The sequence below is a fragment of the Pseudomonas sp. RC4D1 genome, from assembly GCF_018390395.1.
GTDB classification, from domain to species: domain Bacteria; phylum Pseudomonadota; class Gammaproteobacteria; order Pseudomonadales; family Pseudomonadaceae; genus Aquipseudomonas; species Aquipseudomonas danubii.
Genome location: NZ_JAHBAW010000003.1, coordinates 580,852 through 595,082, shown reverse-complemented (window position 1 = coordinate 595,082; position 14,231 = coordinate 580,852). Strand labels below are relative to the sequence as shown.

At 64.5% G+C, this 14,231-nt stretch carries 10 protein-coding genes and 1 pseudogene; 7 read left to right on the top strand and 4 right to left on the bottom strand.

Annotated elements, in window-relative coordinates:
* The first annotated feature begins 61 nt into the window (after positions 1-61).
* Positions 62-2,662, top strand: coding sequence for a bifunctional aconitate hydratase 2/2-methylisocitrate dehydratase (gene acnB / locus KHO49_RS27705; protein ID WP_102879729.1), 2,601 nt, complete (start codon positions 62-64; stop codon positions 2,660-2,662).
* A gap of 147 nt (positions 2,663-2,809) precedes the next feature.
* Here the strand turns inward: acnB and KHO49_RS27700 are convergent, their stop codons facing one another.
* Both KHO49_RS27700 and KHO49_RS27695 read right to left on the bottom strand, forming a co-directional pair.
* Positions 2,810-4,489, bottom strand: coding sequence for a SulP family inorganic anion transporter (locus KHO49_RS27700; RefSeq protein WP_213666217.1), 1,680 nt, complete (start codon positions 4,487-4,489; stop codon positions 2,810-2,812).
* A gap of 342 nt (positions 4,490-4,831) precedes the next feature.
* On the bottom strand, positions 4,832-6,112 hold the full coding sequence (locus KHO49_RS27695; protein WP_102864482.1) for a serine/threonine transporter: 1,281 nt from the start codon (positions 6,110-6,112) through the stop codon (positions 4,832-4,834).
* Positions 6,113-6,613: 501 nt separating this feature from the next.
* Between KHO49_RS27695 and KHO49_RS27690 the strand changes: the two genes are divergently transcribed.
* From KHO49_RS27690 to KHO49_RS27665, 6 genes are all read left to right on the top strand, one after another.
* Positions 6,614-7,153: a cysteine hydrolase family protein gene (locus KHO49_RS27690; protein ID WP_102879731.1), complete on the top strand. Its 540-nt coding sequence runs from the start codon at positions 6,614-6,616 to the stop codon at positions 7,151-7,153.
* Between the two features lie 134 nt (positions 7,154-7,287).
* The gene (locus KHO49_RS27685; protein WP_110596987.1) at positions 7,288-7,683 is read left to right on the top strand and encodes a VOC family protein; all 396 of its coding nucleotides are present in this window, start codon (positions 7,288-7,290) and stop codon (positions 7,681-7,683) included.
* A gap of 16 nt (positions 7,684-7,699) precedes the next feature.
* Positions 7,700-8,650: a 2-hydroxyacid dehydrogenase gene (locus KHO49_RS27680; protein ID WP_213666216.1), complete on the top strand. Its 951-nt coding sequence runs from the start codon at positions 7,700-7,702 to the stop codon at positions 8,648-8,650.
* A 311-nt stretch (positions 8,651-8,961) separates the two neighbouring features.
* The gene (locus KHO49_RS27675; RefSeq protein WP_110653615.1) at positions 8,962-10,029 is read left to right on the top strand and encodes a phosphotransferase family protein; all 1,068 of its coding nucleotides are present in this window, start codon (positions 8,962-8,964) and stop codon (positions 10,027-10,029) included.
* Positions 10,030-10,068: 39 nt separating this feature from the next.
* Positions 10,069-10,836: an SDR family oxidoreductase gene (locus KHO49_RS27670; protein WP_102879735.1), complete on the top strand. Its 768-nt coding sequence runs from the start codon at positions 10,069-10,071 to the stop codon at positions 10,834-10,836.
* 230 nt (positions 10,837-11,066) lie between these two features.
* Positions 11,067-12,176, top strand: a complete 1,110-nt coding sequence (locus tag KHO49_RS27665) for a Gfo/Idh/MocA family protein (protein ID WP_213666215.1) — start codon at positions 11,067-11,069, stop codon at positions 12,174-12,176.
* A 284-nt stretch (positions 12,177-12,460) separates the two neighbouring features.
* Here KHO49_RS27665 and KHO49_RS27660 read toward each other — a convergent pair whose 3' ends face one another.
* Both KHO49_RS27660 and KHO49_RS27655 read right to left on the bottom strand, forming a co-directional pair.
* Complete coding sequence (locus KHO49_RS27660) at positions 12,461-13,897, bottom strand: FAD/NAD(P)-binding protein (RefSeq protein WP_213666214.1); 1,437 nt, start codon at positions 13,895-13,897, stop codon at positions 12,461-12,463.
* Between the two features lie 13 nt (positions 13,898-13,910).
* Positions 13,911-14,165 (bottom strand): annotated as a pseudogene (locus KHO49_RS27655) (ABC transporter ATP-binding protein); the annotation flags it as partial.
* Positions 14,166-14,231 lie beyond the last annotated feature (66 nt).

Below are 14,231 nucleotides of genomic sequence, written 5' to 3'. Positions count from 1 at the left end.
CGGCAATTTCGGGATGAGCGTCCCGGACACCCATTTGGGACCACTGATGAGGGTAATAACTGTGCTTGAAGCCTACCGCAAACATATCGAAGAGCGCGCAGCACTGGGTATCGTTCCCCAGCCGCTTAACGCCGAACAAACTGCAGGCCTGGTCGAGCTGCTGAAGAATCCCCCGGCTGGCGAAGAAGCTTTCCTCGTTGACCTGATCACCAATCGCGTTCCACCAGGAGTCGACGAAGCCGCCTACGTCAAGGCCGGTTTCCTCTCCGCGCTGGCCAAAGGCGAAGCCTCCTCCCCTCTGATCGACAAGAAGCGCGCCGTAGAACTGCTGGGCACCATGCAGGGCGGCTACAACATCGTGACCCTGGTGGACCTGCTGGACGACGCCGAGCTGGCGCCTGTTGCTGCCGCTCAACTCAAGCACACCCTGCTGATGTTCGACGCCTTCCACGACGTCGCGGAAAAAGCCAAGAACGGCAACGTTCACGCCCAAGGCGTACTGCAATCCTGGGCCGACGGCGAGTGGTTCAAGAACCGCCCGGTACTGGCCGACAAGATCAGCCTGCGGGTGTTCAAGGTCACCGGCGAAACCAACACCGACGACCTCTCCCCTGCCCCTGACGCCTGGTCCCGTCCGGACATCCCGCTGCACGCCCTGGCCATGCTGAAAATGGCCCGTGACGGCATCGTGCCTGACGTGCAAGGCTCCATCGGCCCGATGAAACAGATCGAGCAGATGCGCAACGACGGCTTCCCGATCGCCTACGTTGGCGACGTGGTCGGCACCGGTTCGTCGCGTAAGTCGGCGACCAACTCGGTCCTGTGGTTCTTCGGCGACGACGTTCCTTACGTGCCGAACAAGCGTGCCGGCGGCTTCTGCTTCGGCAGCAAGATCGCTCCAATCTTCTACAACACCATGGAAGACGCCGGCGCCCTGCCGATCGAATTCGACGTGTCGAAGATGAACATGGGCGACGTGATCGACCTGTACCCGCACGCTGGCAAAGTCACCAAGCACAACAGCGACGAAGTCCTGGCCACCTTCGAAATGAAGACCCCGGTGCTGCTCGACGAAGTCCGTGCTGGCGGCCGTATCCCGCTGATCATCGGCCGTGGCCTGACCGAGAAGGCGCGCGCCGAGCTGGGTCTGCCACCGTCGGACCTGTTCAAGAAGCCTGAAGCTCCAGCCGAAAGCACCAAGGGTTTCACCCTGGCGCAGAAGATGGTCGGCAAGGCTTGCGGCGTGACTGGCGTGCGTCCAGGCACCTACTGCGAACCGAAGATGACCACCGTCGGCTCCCAGGACACCACCGGTCCCATGACCCGTGACGAACTGAAAGACCTGGCTTGCCTGGGCTTCTCCACCGATCTGGTGATGCAGTCGTTCTGCCACACCGCGGCCTATCCGAAGCCGATCGACGTCACCACTCACCACACCCTGCCTGACTTCATCATGACCCGTGGCGGCGTGTCCCTGCGTCCGGGCGACGGCATCATCCACAGCTGGCTGAACCGCATGCTGCTGCCGGACACCGTCGGCACCGGTGGTGACTCCCACACCCGTTTCCCGATCGGCATCTCGTTCCCGGCCGGTTCCGGCCTGGTGGCCTTCGCCGCCGCCACTGGCGTCATGCCACTGGACATGCCGGAATCGATCCTGGTTCGCTTCAAGGGCAAGCTGCAGCCTGGCGTCACCCTGCGTGACCTGGTCCACGCCATCCCTTACTACGCGATCCAGAAAGGCCTGCTGACCGTCGAGAAGAAAGGCAAGAAGAACGCCTTCTCCGGCCGCATCCTGGAGATCGAAGGTCTGGAAACCCTGACCGTCGAGCAAGCCTTCGAACTGTCCGACGCCTCGGCCGAACGTTCGGCTGCCGGTTGCACCATCAAGCTGTCCAAAGAATCGATCGCCGAGTACCTGAAGTCCAACATCACCCTGCTGCGCTGGATGATCGGCGAAGGCTACGGCGATGCCCGGACCCTGGAGCGTCGCGCTCAAGCGATGGAAGCCTGGCTGGCCAACCCTGAGCTGCTGGAAGCCGACAAGGACGCCGAGTACGCCGAAGTCATCGAGATCGACCTGGCCGACGTCAAGGAGCCTGTGCTCTGCGCGCCGAACGACCCGGACGACGCTCGCCTGCTGTCCAGCGTCGCTGGCCAGAAGATCGACGAAGTGTTCATCGGTTCCTGCATGACCAACATCGGTCACTTCCGCGCCGCCGGTAAGCTGCTGGATCAGGTCAAGGGCCAGCTGCCAACCCGTCTGTGGCTGTCGCCTCCGACCAAGATGGACGCTCACCAACTGACCGAAGAAGGCTACTACGGCATCTACGGCAAGGCTGGCGCGCGCATGGAAATGCCGGGCTGCTCGCTGTGCATGGGTAACCAGGCACGTGTAGAGCCGAACTCGACCGTGGTGTCGACTTCGACCCGTAACTTCCCGAACCGTCTGGGCGATGGCGCCAACGTCTACCTGGCTTCGGCCGAGCTGGCGTCGGTGGCTTCGATCCTGGGTCGCCTGCCGACCGTCGAGGAGTACATGGAATACGCCGGCAAGATCGACAGCATGGCAGCGGACGTGTACCGCTACCTGAGCTTCGACCAGATCGCCGAGTTCCGTGAAGCGGCGGCCAACGCCAAGATCCCGGTGGTGCAAGCCTAAGGCTCTAGCGTTGTAAAAAAGAACGCCGCGTATTCCACGATACGCGGCGTTTTTTTATGCCTGTAACTTTTGCTGACTGCCCTGCCCGCTAGTTCGCCCTGCGCTGCGCTGCCACAGGCCAGGCGCGATACACCCAAGCGCCAAGACTCAATGCCAGAGTCCTGCCTGAGCCTGACCGCTCCAGATCTGCAGGCTTTCCTGCAGCGTATCGTCGACGCTGGTGCCACTGAGCAACACCTGATGCTCGGCAGTCGACGGCAGGCCCGCCAGGGCTTCCTTGGCCCTGTGCTTGAGCCGGGCCAGGGCCAGGCGCTTGTGCTCCAGGCGGACCTGACGGAAGAAGTCGTCCAGGGACTCGATGCTGGTGCCGTCCAGATTCGGCGACTCCTCCAGGCTGAGAATGACCGTGTGAATCGGCGTCTGCACATGCCGGATCAGATGCAAGGCACCGCCCAGGATGCGCTCGGCGTTGGCGAAGAACAGCGCCTCCCCCGGACGCAGAATCAGCACCCCCGGCACCTGCCGCGCCTGAGGATGGCGGCTGAGGTCGACAAAATCATGTCCGCTGCCCAATTGACCGAGGATCTGGATATCCGCCGCCGACAACTGGCGCAGCATCAACAGAATGCTCACCCCTACCGAAAGCAGCAAACCATCCAGCACCCCCAGCACCAGCACCGCGGTGACCGCACAGATCACCAGCAACCGATCCCGGCGCCAGATGAAATAGCGCCCCAGCGGTTGCAGGCTCAGGCCATGGCCCAGGGCATAGATGACGATCGCCGCCAGCACCGGCTCCGGGGTCAGGGCGATATAGGGCAGCACCGTCAGAACGATGATCAGCATCACCGCAGCAGCGGTCAGCCCGGCCAGCCGCGAGCGGGCCCCCGCCGCTTCGTTAGCGGAAGTGGCCGAATAGCCGGCGCCGACGGGCATGCCATGGAACAGACCGGAGAGCAGATTGCCAGCGCCCAGGGCCAGCAGGTCGCGGTTGGACGACACCCGGTCGCCATGCTTGAGCGCCAGGGAGCTGATGGAGCCGTAGGACTCGGCATACAGGATCATCACCAGGGCAAACGCCAGTTCCCCCAGGCGCAGCCAGTCGGCAAAGGGCAGGTCCGGCAGGCTCGGCACCTGCAACTTGAGTTCGATCACCCCGATCAGGGCCACCCCATGAACCGGCAGGTCGAGCCATTGCCCGGCGCCAATGCCGATCACCACCGCCACCAGCCCACCGGGCACGTAGGGAATCCGCGAACAGATCGCCAGCACCAGCAAGGCCAATGCCGCCACCGCCGCGCCGGCCCAGTTCCACTGCGGCCACTGCTCCAGCAACTGGGGCAGAAAACGCACCAGGTTGCCGGTGCTCAGGTGCACCCCCACGATGGTGGCGAACTGCTTGAGGATGATGGTCACGGCCAGGCCGAAGGCGAAGCCGCGCAGCACCGGCTTGGCAATGAACGCGGTCACGCCGCCGAGGCGAAACAGCCCCGCCAGGACGAAGAAGCCTCCGGTCAGCAGCACCAGGGCGAACGCCAGGTTCAGGCGCAGCTGCACGTCGCCCTCTGCCAGGGACAAGGTGGCAGCGGCCAGCACCGCCGCCGATGAGGACGTGGCCGAGACAATGGCGAAGCGGCTGCTGCCCAGCAGGCCGTAGCACAGCAACCCGGCGAACAGGGCAATGACCCCGGCCTGGGGCGGCAAGGCGGCGATGCTGGAATAGGCTACCGCCTCGGGCAACAACAGGCCGGCGATGGACAAGCCGGCCAGCAGGTCACGGCTGCGTTTGGGGACAACAGTTGGCTGGGTGAGGGGTTCAGTGGCCAATCGGGTTCGTCCGTGACAAGGCAAGATTCGAATTCAGAGGGTGTCGCCCAACGGCATCAACGCCTTTGGGCCAGATTGCAGCCCGTGTGACGGGAGTGGCCATTGACGGGTTCCGGGCAGCAATAAGAGCACCAGCTTAGCCCTTTATTCAAGGCAGCAAACGATCCTGATCAATGCCTTGAACGACAACGCCGCCGGTGCTGTGAGCACCGGCGGCGTTGGTTGTGTTGCCAGCAATCGCGTCAGGCTTGAGGGCCTGTCCGCCGGCAAGCCGGCTCCAGGCGGTGAGCGTCGCGCAGGTGTGGAATGCCGGCGAAGGCAGCCGCCAGCGCGTCGCACCACTCACGAAGCCAGGGAGTACACCAGGGCGGTAATGGCCACCAGGCCCACCAGAGTCACGAAGACGTTGGAGGCCTGGCCGCGATAGCGGGCCATGGCCGGCACTTTGCGAATGGCGTACATCGGCATCAGGAACAGGATCGCCGCGATCACCGGGCCACCCATGGTCTCGATCATCGTCAGGATGCTCGGGTTGAGGGTCGCCACGGCCCAGCAGATCACCAGCATGAAGGCAGCGGTAACCCGGTCCAGGGTTTTCGCCCCAGGACGCCGGCCGCTCTTGCCGATCAGGCCCTTGAGGCCTTCGCTGGCACCGATGTAGTGCCCCAGGAAGGACTTGGCGATGGCCACGAAGGCAATCAACGGCGCGGCGAAGGCGATGGTCGGATTCTGGAAGTGGTTGGCCAGGTAGGACAGGATCGACAGGTTCTGCGCCTTGGCTTCGGCCAGTTGCGCCGGGTTCAGGGTCAGTACGCAGCTGAAGACGAAGAACAGCACCATGCCCACCATCAGCAGGTGGGCACGCGAGAGGATCTGCGAGCTGCGCTCTTGGGCATGCACGCCATAGCGGCGCTTCTGGTCCACGGCAAAGGCCGAGATGATCGGCGAGTGGTTGAACGAGAAGACCATCACCGGAATCGCCAGCCACAGGGTATGCAGGAAGGCCGAAGGCGCCGGGACATCGCTGACGGTGGCGAGGATGCCGCCATTCCAGTGCGGGATCAGGAACACCGCGAGGAACAGCAGGGCCACGATGAACGGATAGACCATCAGGCTCATGGCCTTGACGATCACCTGCTCGCCGCAACGCACCACCACCAGCAGGCCGAAGATCAGCACCAGGGCCAGGATCGCCCGCGGCGGCGGCGCGATGTGCAGTTGGTTGGTCATGAAGCTGTCGACGGTGTTGGTCAGGGCCACGCTGTAGATCAGCAGGATCGGGAAGATCGCCAAAAAGTACAGCAAGGTGATCAGGGCACCGGCGGTGAGGCCGAAATGCTCTTCCACCACGTCAGTGATGTCCGCACCGTCACGCCCGGAGAGCACAAAGCGGGTCAGGCCGCGGTGTGCATAGAAGGTCATGGGGAAGGCCAGCAGCGCCAGGATCAACAGCGGCCAGAAACCGCCGATGCCGGCATTGATGGGCAGAAACAGGGTACCAGCACCAATGGCGGTGCCAAACAGGCCCAGCATCCAGGTGGTGTCTTGGCGGTTCCAGCTACTCAGGGTCGCTGGGGTCGCCGTTTCAAAGCGTTGATCAACGCTGTTGGCCTGATCATTCATCCGGTGGGATCTCCACATTCCGGTCGTTTGCCATTCGATCAGGGCGCGTCGGAGTACCCGACAGACAGAACCCCGACCGAAACAGAGGGGGCGCGATTGTCCGGGATTCCGCGAGCGCTGCATAGACTTAGCTGAGGAACGGTTTGTACGGTGCAGATTTATTTTTTTGCCGTGGCGAAGCGTCTGGCCCGGCCCTCTCCCGCCTTCCCCTGGCACCGGCTTGCCGGCGCAAGCGTCCGCGAAGGCGATGCACATCCCACGCACCTGTTCCTCGGCAAGCCGACGCGCGCTGGGCTGCGTTGACAAGATTCACGGCCAGGCGGCATGATCGGCCCCCATGAATATCTACGCGCTCAACCCTACCTCTACCACCACGACTGCCTACGGCGGGTCGTGTGGTAGCTGTGCGGGATGATGCAAGCACAGTAAAACCAAGGCCCCGCCAGCAATGGACGGGGCCTTTTGTTTCTCCGTCCAGCTGGCACTACAAGGAGAGACAAGATGCCTTTATCCAACGCCAAGCGTGCCCTGCTGGTCATCGACATGCAGGTCGGCCTGTTCAACGGACCGGACAAGCCCTACAAGCGCGAACAGACCCTGGAAAACATCAACCAACTGATCCGCCGCGCCCGCCAGGCCGGGGCGCCGATCTTCGCCGTGCGCCATACCGGCCCCGCCGAATCGCCGATTGCCGCCGGCAGCCCGCTCTGGCAACTGCTGCCGACCCTGGAAGTGGATGAAGAACTGGACTGCGTGCTGGACAAGACCCGCCCCAGTTGCTTTGTCGGCACCGGGCTGGCCGAGCGCCTGCAGGAAGCCCAGGTCAATGAACTGGTGATCGTCGGCATGAAGACCCAGTACTGCGTCGATGCCACCTGCCGCGCCGCCGGCGACCTGGGCTTTGCCGCCGTGCTGGTGGAGGACGCCCATACCTGCATGGACACACCCGTGCTGGGGGCGAAGAAAATCATCGCCCACCATAACGCCACCCTCAACGGCCCCTTCGTGCGCCTGGCCACGACCGCCGATGTGACCTTCTGACCCCATAGTCCCCACACCGCCCCGGGCACGCCGAACATGGCGTGACTCCCCCGGGAACGGTGCCGGCGAGCATTGCCAAAATCCCTCGCAACCCGCACCCTTGAGCCTTCGTCCCCGCCTGTATGGAATCCTCCATGAGCGCCACCACGATCGCCGGCTGCATCCTCTACAGCCTCGACCCGCCGTCACTCGCCCGCTTCTATGCCGACCTGCTGGGCTGGCCCATCACCGAGCAACAGGCCGATTACCAGCAACTGGTGCATCAGGGCTTCGAGCTGACACTGGTCCAGGTGCCTGCGGCGATTGCCGCGCGCATCGTCGTGCAGGAACCGCCACTGCCCCGTAGCGATGGCGCGTGCAAGCCGCTGTTCCAGGTTGCCGATCTGCAACAGGCCAGGCAACGGGCCGCCAGCGCCGGGGGCCGGTTGTACGAGGCCGAGCGCGAATGGTCATTCAAGGGGGCGCAGGTCTGCGACGGCGTCGACCCGGAAGGCAACATCTTTCAATTGCGCCAGCCCTTGCCCCATTAACTGCTGAGGAACCGTCATGCGCGCCACCGTCCTGGTCCTGGTCGAGAACGTCAACGCCTACCTGCCCTTGCTCGAAGCGCTGGGCTTCAACCTGATCCTGGCCCCCACGCCCGCCGAACGGGCCCAGGCCATCAAGACCCACGCCCCACAGATCGACGCCGTGCTGACCCGAGGCCCTCTGGGGCTGACAGCGGCGGAAATCAACGCCCTGCCCCGGCTGCAGATCATCTGCGTGATCGGTGCCGGCTATGAGCAGGTGGACCTGCAAGCGGCGAGCAACCGCGGGATTGCCGTGACCAATGGCGCCGGGGTCAATGCCTCGTCCGTGGCCGATCATGCCCTCGCCCTGTTGCTGTCGCTGGTCCGGGGCATTCCCCAGTCCGATGCCGCCGTGCGCCAGGGACAATGGCCAAAAGTCCTGCGCCCTTCCGTCGCGGGCATGCGCCTGGGCATCCTCGGGCTGGGCGCCGTGGGCCAGGCCATCGCCCGGCGTTGCGCCCTGGGTTTCGACATGACCGTGAATTATCACAGCCGCCAGCCCCGGCCGGACCAGCCCTACCGCTTTTGCCCGAGCCTGCTGGAACTGGCCCGGGACTCGGATGCCCTGGTGATTGCCACCCCCGGCGGCGCCGACACCCGGCATCTGGTGGACCAGCCGGTGCTGGAAGCCCTTGGCGCCGAAGGTTTCCTGGTGAACATCGCCCGGGCCAGCGTGGTGGACACCAACGCCCTGCTGCAGGCCCTGAAACAGCGGCGGATTGCCGGCGCGGCCCTGGACGTGTTCGATGACGAACCGCAAGTGCCGGACGGTTTCAAGGGCCTGGACAATGTGGTACTGACGCCCCACGTCGCCGGCCTTTCGCCCCAGGCCAGCCGCGACACCGTGGACATGGTCGGCCAGAACCTGCTGGCCCACTTCGAGGGGCGGCCCCTGCTGACCCCCCTTCCCCTGCCGGCACCGAACTGACCCACCCCCGAGTCAACGCCTATGCTCGTGGGGCGGACAATCTCTGGCCTGCATGGCTTGTGTAGGAGCTGGCTTGCCAGCGAAAGCCAGCGCCGATCATGACATCCTCTTCGCCGGCAAGCCGGCTCCTACGAGGGCTTGGTCTCACCGGGTCGTAGACACACGGGGGTAAATTCAAACGCTTGTATCAAAAGCAATGATTGTCCGGCAACACGCGCACCTATAAAGGCTCGCCGCGATTGTGAGGGGCCGGTAGGCGCATTAGATTAGTCAATAATCTCTGGCCTCCAGAATAAGCAGAAGGGATAAGCATGGCGCTTACAGACCAATCCACCCGTACTCGCCCCGGCGAGGAGCTCGATGCCAACCTGATCGATCCGTACCTCAAGGCGCATATTCCCGGCCTCAGCGGCACACCGCAAATCAGCCAGTTCCCGGGCGGTGCCTCGAACCTCACCTACTTGCTGGAGTACCCGGACCAGGAGTTCGTCCTGCGCCGCCCGCCGTTTGGCCACAAGGCCAAGTCCGCCCATGACATGGGCCGCGAGTTCCGCATTCTCAACCAGCTCAGGGACGGTTTCCCCTACTGCCCCAAGGCCTATGTGCACTGCACCGACGAGTCGGTGATCGGCGCCGAGTTCTATGTCATGGAACGGGTCAAGGGCATCATCCTGCGCTCCGACCTGCCGGCGGAACTGGGCCTGGATGCCGGCAGGACCCAAGCCCTGTGCAAGAGTTTCATCGACCGTTTCGTCGAACTGCATCGGGTCGACTACAACGCCTGCGGCCTGGGCGACCTGGGCAAGCCTGAAGGCTATGTGCAGCGTCAGATCAAGGGCTGGAGCGAGCGCTACGAGAAAGCCCTGACCCCCGATGCGCCGCACTGGGAAACCGTGAAGGCCTGGCTCAACGACAAGATGCCCGCCGATCACCCAACCTCAAGCATCGTGCATAACGACTACCGCTTCGACAACGTCATCCTCGATCCCCACAACCCGATGCAGATCATCGGCGTGCTGGACTGGGAACTGACCACCCTGGGCGATCCGCTGATGGACCTGGGCAACACCCTGGCCTACTGGATCGAGGCCGCCGACCCGGCGCCGGTGCAACTGATGCGGCGCCAGCCGAGCAACGCGCCGGGCATGCTGACCCGCCAGGAATTCGTCGATTACTACGCCGAACGCTCGGGAATCGAAATCGGCAATTTCGACTTCTACTACACCTACGGCCTGTTCCGCCTGGCCGGCATCGTGCAGCAGATCTACTACCGCTTCTACCACGGCCAGACCCAGGACAAACGCTTCGCGCAGTTCATTCACATGAACAAACTGCTGGAGCAGATGAGCCTGCAGGTCATCGAAAAATCCAGCCTCTGACCGCGCCCTCGGCGCCCGACAGCCCAGCAAGGAAAAACCATGTCCAAGACTCAGTTGTTCGACCTCGACGGCAAAATCGCATTCGTCTCCGGCGCCAGCCGCGGTATCGGTGAAGCCATTGCCAAGCTCCTGGCCCAGCAAGGGGCCCATGTGATCGTGTCGAGCCGCAAGCTCGAAGGCTGCCAGCACGTGGCCGACGCCATCATCGCCGCCGGCGGCAAGGCCACGGCGATTGCCTGCCACATCGGCGAAATGGAACAGATCAGCCAGGTCTTCGCCGGGATTCGCGAGCAGTTCGGCCGCCTCGACATCCTGGTCAACAACGCCGCCACCAACCCGCAATTCTGCAACGTCCTGGACACTGACCTGGGGGCCTTCCAGAAGACCGTCGACGTCAATATCCGCGGCTATTTCTTCATGTCGGTGGAAGCCGGCAAGCTGATGCGCGACAACGGCGGCGGTAGCATCATCAACGTCGCCTCGATCAATGGCATCTCGCCGGGGATCTTCCAGGGCATCTACTCGGTGACCAAGGCGGCGGTGATCAACATGACCAAGGTCTTCGCCAAGGAATGCGCACCGTTCGGTATCCGCTGTAACGCCTTGCTGCCGGGCCTGACCGACACCAAGTTTGCCTCGGCCCTGGTGAAGAACGACGCCATCCTCAAGACCGCCCTGGCGCAGATCCCCCTCAAGCGCGTGGCCGACCCGAGCGAAATGGCCGGCGCGGTGCTCTACCTGGCCAGCGACGCCTCCAGCTACACCACGGGCATTTCGCTGAACGTGGATGGCGGCTTCCTCTCCTGAGGCCCGCTTGCACCACCGAAAAGGCAGCCTCCGGGCTGCCTTTTTCATTTCCCTTGGCAGCGGGCCTGCCAGCGAACAGGACCTTGAACCCAGCGCAAGCCACAGGGGCCCTGTCGCCGGCAAGCCGGCTCCTACAGCGCCAGTCGAAATTTTAATTCCAGCAATTGCAATTAGAGAATTTTTATTCCATAACTAGCCCTTCCTAAAACAATAATTCTGCAGGTGCGGCTATGGATGAACTTGGCATTGGCTTGATCGGTACCGGCTTCATGGGCCGGGCCCACGCCCTGGCGTTTCGCAGTGTCAGCGCAGTGTTCGAACTGCCGGTGCGCCTGCACCTGGCAGCCCTGGCCGATGCCGATGCGCAGCGCGCCGAGCACTGCGCCGGGGCCTGGGGCTTCGCCCGGGCCCATAGCGACTGGCAAGGCTTGATCGCCGATCCCCGGGTCAATCTGGTGGCCATCACCACCCCCAACCATCTGCACTTCCCCATGGCCATGGCGGCCCTGGCGGCAGGCAAGGCGGTGTACTGCGAAAAGCCCCTGGCCATCAGCGTCGAGGAGGCCCGGCAGATGCACCACGCCGCCCAAGCTGCCGGGGTGGTGACCCGGGTCGGTTACAACTATCAGCACAACCCGATGATCGCCCTGGCCCGGCAGTTGATCGGCCAGGGCGAGCTGGGGCAGTTGGTGAGTTTCCAGGGCGAGTTCAGCGAGGATTTCATGGCCGACCCGGATTCACCCTGGTCCTGGCGTTGCGACCCGCAGCACGCCGGCGGCGCCCTGGCCGACCTGGGCAGCCACCTGCTGGCCATGGCGCGCTTTCTCATGGGGTCGGTGCAGGCGGTGTGCGCCGATGTGCAGACGGTGCATCTGCAACGACCGACCCACGCCGGCAGCCAGGAACGGCGCCATATTGCCGTGGACGATCAGGCCCACGCCTTGTTGCGTTTCGCCAATGGTGCGCGGGGCACGTTGAGCAGCAGCTGGATCAAGCATGGCTACAAAAATCACCTGAGCTTCGAGATCAGCGGCACCCTGGGCACCCTCGCCTTCGACCAGGAACGGCTCAACGAACTGCGCCTGTACCGGGTCGGGCAGAAAGGCTTCCAGCGCCTGCTGGCCGGACCGGACCTGCCCGGCTACGCCGCCTTCAGCCCGGCCCCCGGGCATCAAATGGGCTACAACGAACTCAAGACCCTGGAAGTGCATGAACTGATCATGGCCCTGTGCGGCCAGGGTCGGGACGGCACGGATTTCGCCGAGGCCTGGGAAATAGAGCGCCTGGCCGCGGCGATCCGCACTGCCGCCCAGGAACAGCGCTGGGTCACCCTCCTGTAGCCACTGCTGAGCCCGCGAAGCTGCGCAAAGGTCCGCAGGACCTTGCTTGACGATCGCCCGCCAAACTCGCAGCGGTCTCAAGAACGCCGCGGCCCTAGCGGGCCGTTCGCAGCCTGCGGCAGCGGCTACACAACCCCGACCGGCGTTGGCCCTGTAGCCGCTGCTGAGCCACGGCGAAGCTGCGCAAAGGTCCGAAGGACCTTGCTTGACGATCGCCCGCCGAACCCGCAGCAACCTCAAGAACGCCGCGGCCCTAGCGGGCCGTTCGCAGCCTGCGGCAGCGGCTACAAGGGCAATGCCGCAAGATGCGCGGCGAGGGCCTTGGCCTGCAGGGCGACGTCGGTGACGGCGGTGCTTTCCCACCACAGGCCGCGCAACGGCGGGCCCATGGCGAACAGGCGCTCGGATGCCTGGCCACGGGCGTTGTGCACGGCACCCTCTGCCGTGGCGCTGATGCCCAGGGCCAACGGCCCGGGGATGACCAGACCACGGGCCAGCAGTTGCTGCGGCAAAGGCCGGGCGACCCGGCGCCAGTCGTATTCAATGCCGCTGGAGTTGATCAGTGCGTCCCCCTCCAGGCGCTCGCTGTGCTCGGTGCCGCGATAACGCAGGCGGATCGTCAGGCGACCCTCCACCGAAGGTTCCAGTCCCTGGTAGGCCGCGGCATGAATGCGCAAACGGCCCTCGGCGTGCAGGCGCGCCACCCGCTCGGCGCTCAAGGGCGGCGAGCGATGGTGGTGGCTCTCCCACCAGGGCCGCACATGCCGCACGAATTGGCGTTTCTGCGCCTCGCTGGCTTGGCTCCACAACCGGCCGATATGCACCCGCACCGTGTCCAGCGGCGCTTGCCAGTCGATGCCTTGAGCCTGGGCCTCGCGGCACTGGCGCCGCACCTCCCGCAGCAGTTGTCGCGGGCTGCGCAGCTTGAGGTCGGCGGCGAGAAAGTCCACCCAGGCCGGCGGCTGGCGGCGCACATGGGGCAGCAGACCGTGCCGGGAAAACACCTCGATCGGCCCGCGATGCCCGGCCTGCTCCAGGGACACCACGGCGTCCACCATGGTCAGCCCGGAGCCGATGATCAGCACCGTCGCCTGCGGGTCGAGGCGGGCCATGGCAGCCACGTCCCAAGGGTCCAGGGCTGCGGCATTGAGGCCGCTGGACCGGGTTTGCGGTGTGCGCGCCGCCGGGAACATGCCGGTGGCCAGTACCGCCACCCCACCGCGCAGCTGGCGGCCGTCCGCCAGCGTCAGGCAGACCCCGTCACTGTCGGTTTCCAGATCCACCGCCTCGCCGCGCACATGGCTCAGGCTGGAGCCCTGTTCCAGGCCCAGCTGCAGCGCCTCGGCCAGGCGTTGCTGCACATAGACGCCAAACAGCCCCCGAGGTGGAAACAGCTCGCTGACCGGCACCGACTGGCGGCCCGATTCGGGCCAGCCACCGCCGGCAATATGCTGGGTCAGCCAGTGGGTCAGGTCATCGGCATTGTCCGGATCGACGCTCATCCGTGCCGCGTTGCCGTTCAGGGTATGCCCCAGCTCGACAGCGCTGTAGGCCTCGCCGCGGCCCAGCTCGCTGCGGGGCTCGATCACCAGTATCCGCCGCCGCCCCGGCAGGCGCAGCAATTGCGCCGCCAGCAAGGCGCCACTGAGGCCGCCGCCGACAATCAGAATTTCAGCATCACGGGTGGCTGGGGTTGCCTGTCCGCAGTGGTTTTGGCTCATGGAATACTCACGCTCAGTGTTTGCCCAGGTAGAAGTCCTGCAGATCGCCCCGGGCCAGCAGTTGCTCGGCGGTGCCGGACAGGGCCACTCGGCCGGTGTCCAGCAGGCAGGCATGGGGAGCGTATTTGAGCGCCAGATTAATGCGTTGCTCGGCGATCAGAAAGCTCACTACCGCCTCGCGATTAAGCTGGGCAACGATCTGAAAAATCTCCTGGACGATGATAGGCGCCAAGCCCATGGAAGGTTCATCCAGCAGTACCAAAGTAGGATGGGCGCGGTTGGCGTCATGCGCTGTTCCGTTTGAATTCGGCGGCCCAGGCCGCAGTTGTGGGTT

Coding starts and splice junctions, on each gene's coding strand:
- KHO49_RS27660 (WP_213666214.1), bottom strand. CDS start 13,897: ATGAGCCAAAACCACTGCGGACAGGCAACCCCAGCCACCCGTGATGCT.
- KHO49_RS27680 (WP_213666216.1), top strand. CDS start 7,700: ATGCGCGCCACCGTCCTGGTCCTGGTCGAGAACGTCAACGCCTACCTG.
- KHO49_RS27665 (WP_213666215.1), top strand. CDS start 11,067: ATGGATGAACTTGGCATTGGCTTGATCGGTACCGGCTTCATGGGCCGG.
- KHO49_RS27685 (WP_110596987.1), top strand. CDS start 7,288: ATGAGCGCCACCACGATCGCCGGCTGCATCCTCTACAGCCTCGACCCG.
- KHO49_RS27690 (WP_102879731.1), top strand. CDS start 6,614: ATGCCTTTATCCAACGCCAAGCGTGCCCTGCTGGTCATCGACATGCAG.
- KHO49_RS27670 (WP_102879735.1), top strand. CDS start 10,069: ATGTCCAAGACTCAGTTGTTCGACCTCGACGGCAAAATCGCATTCGTC.
- KHO49_RS27695 (WP_102864482.1), bottom strand. CDS start 6,112: ATGAATGATCAGGCCAACAGCGTTGATCAACGCTTTGAAACGGCGACC.
- KHO49_RS27675 (WP_110653615.1), top strand. CDS start 8,962: ATGGCGCTTACAGACCAATCCACCCGTACTCGCCCCGGCGAGGAGCTC.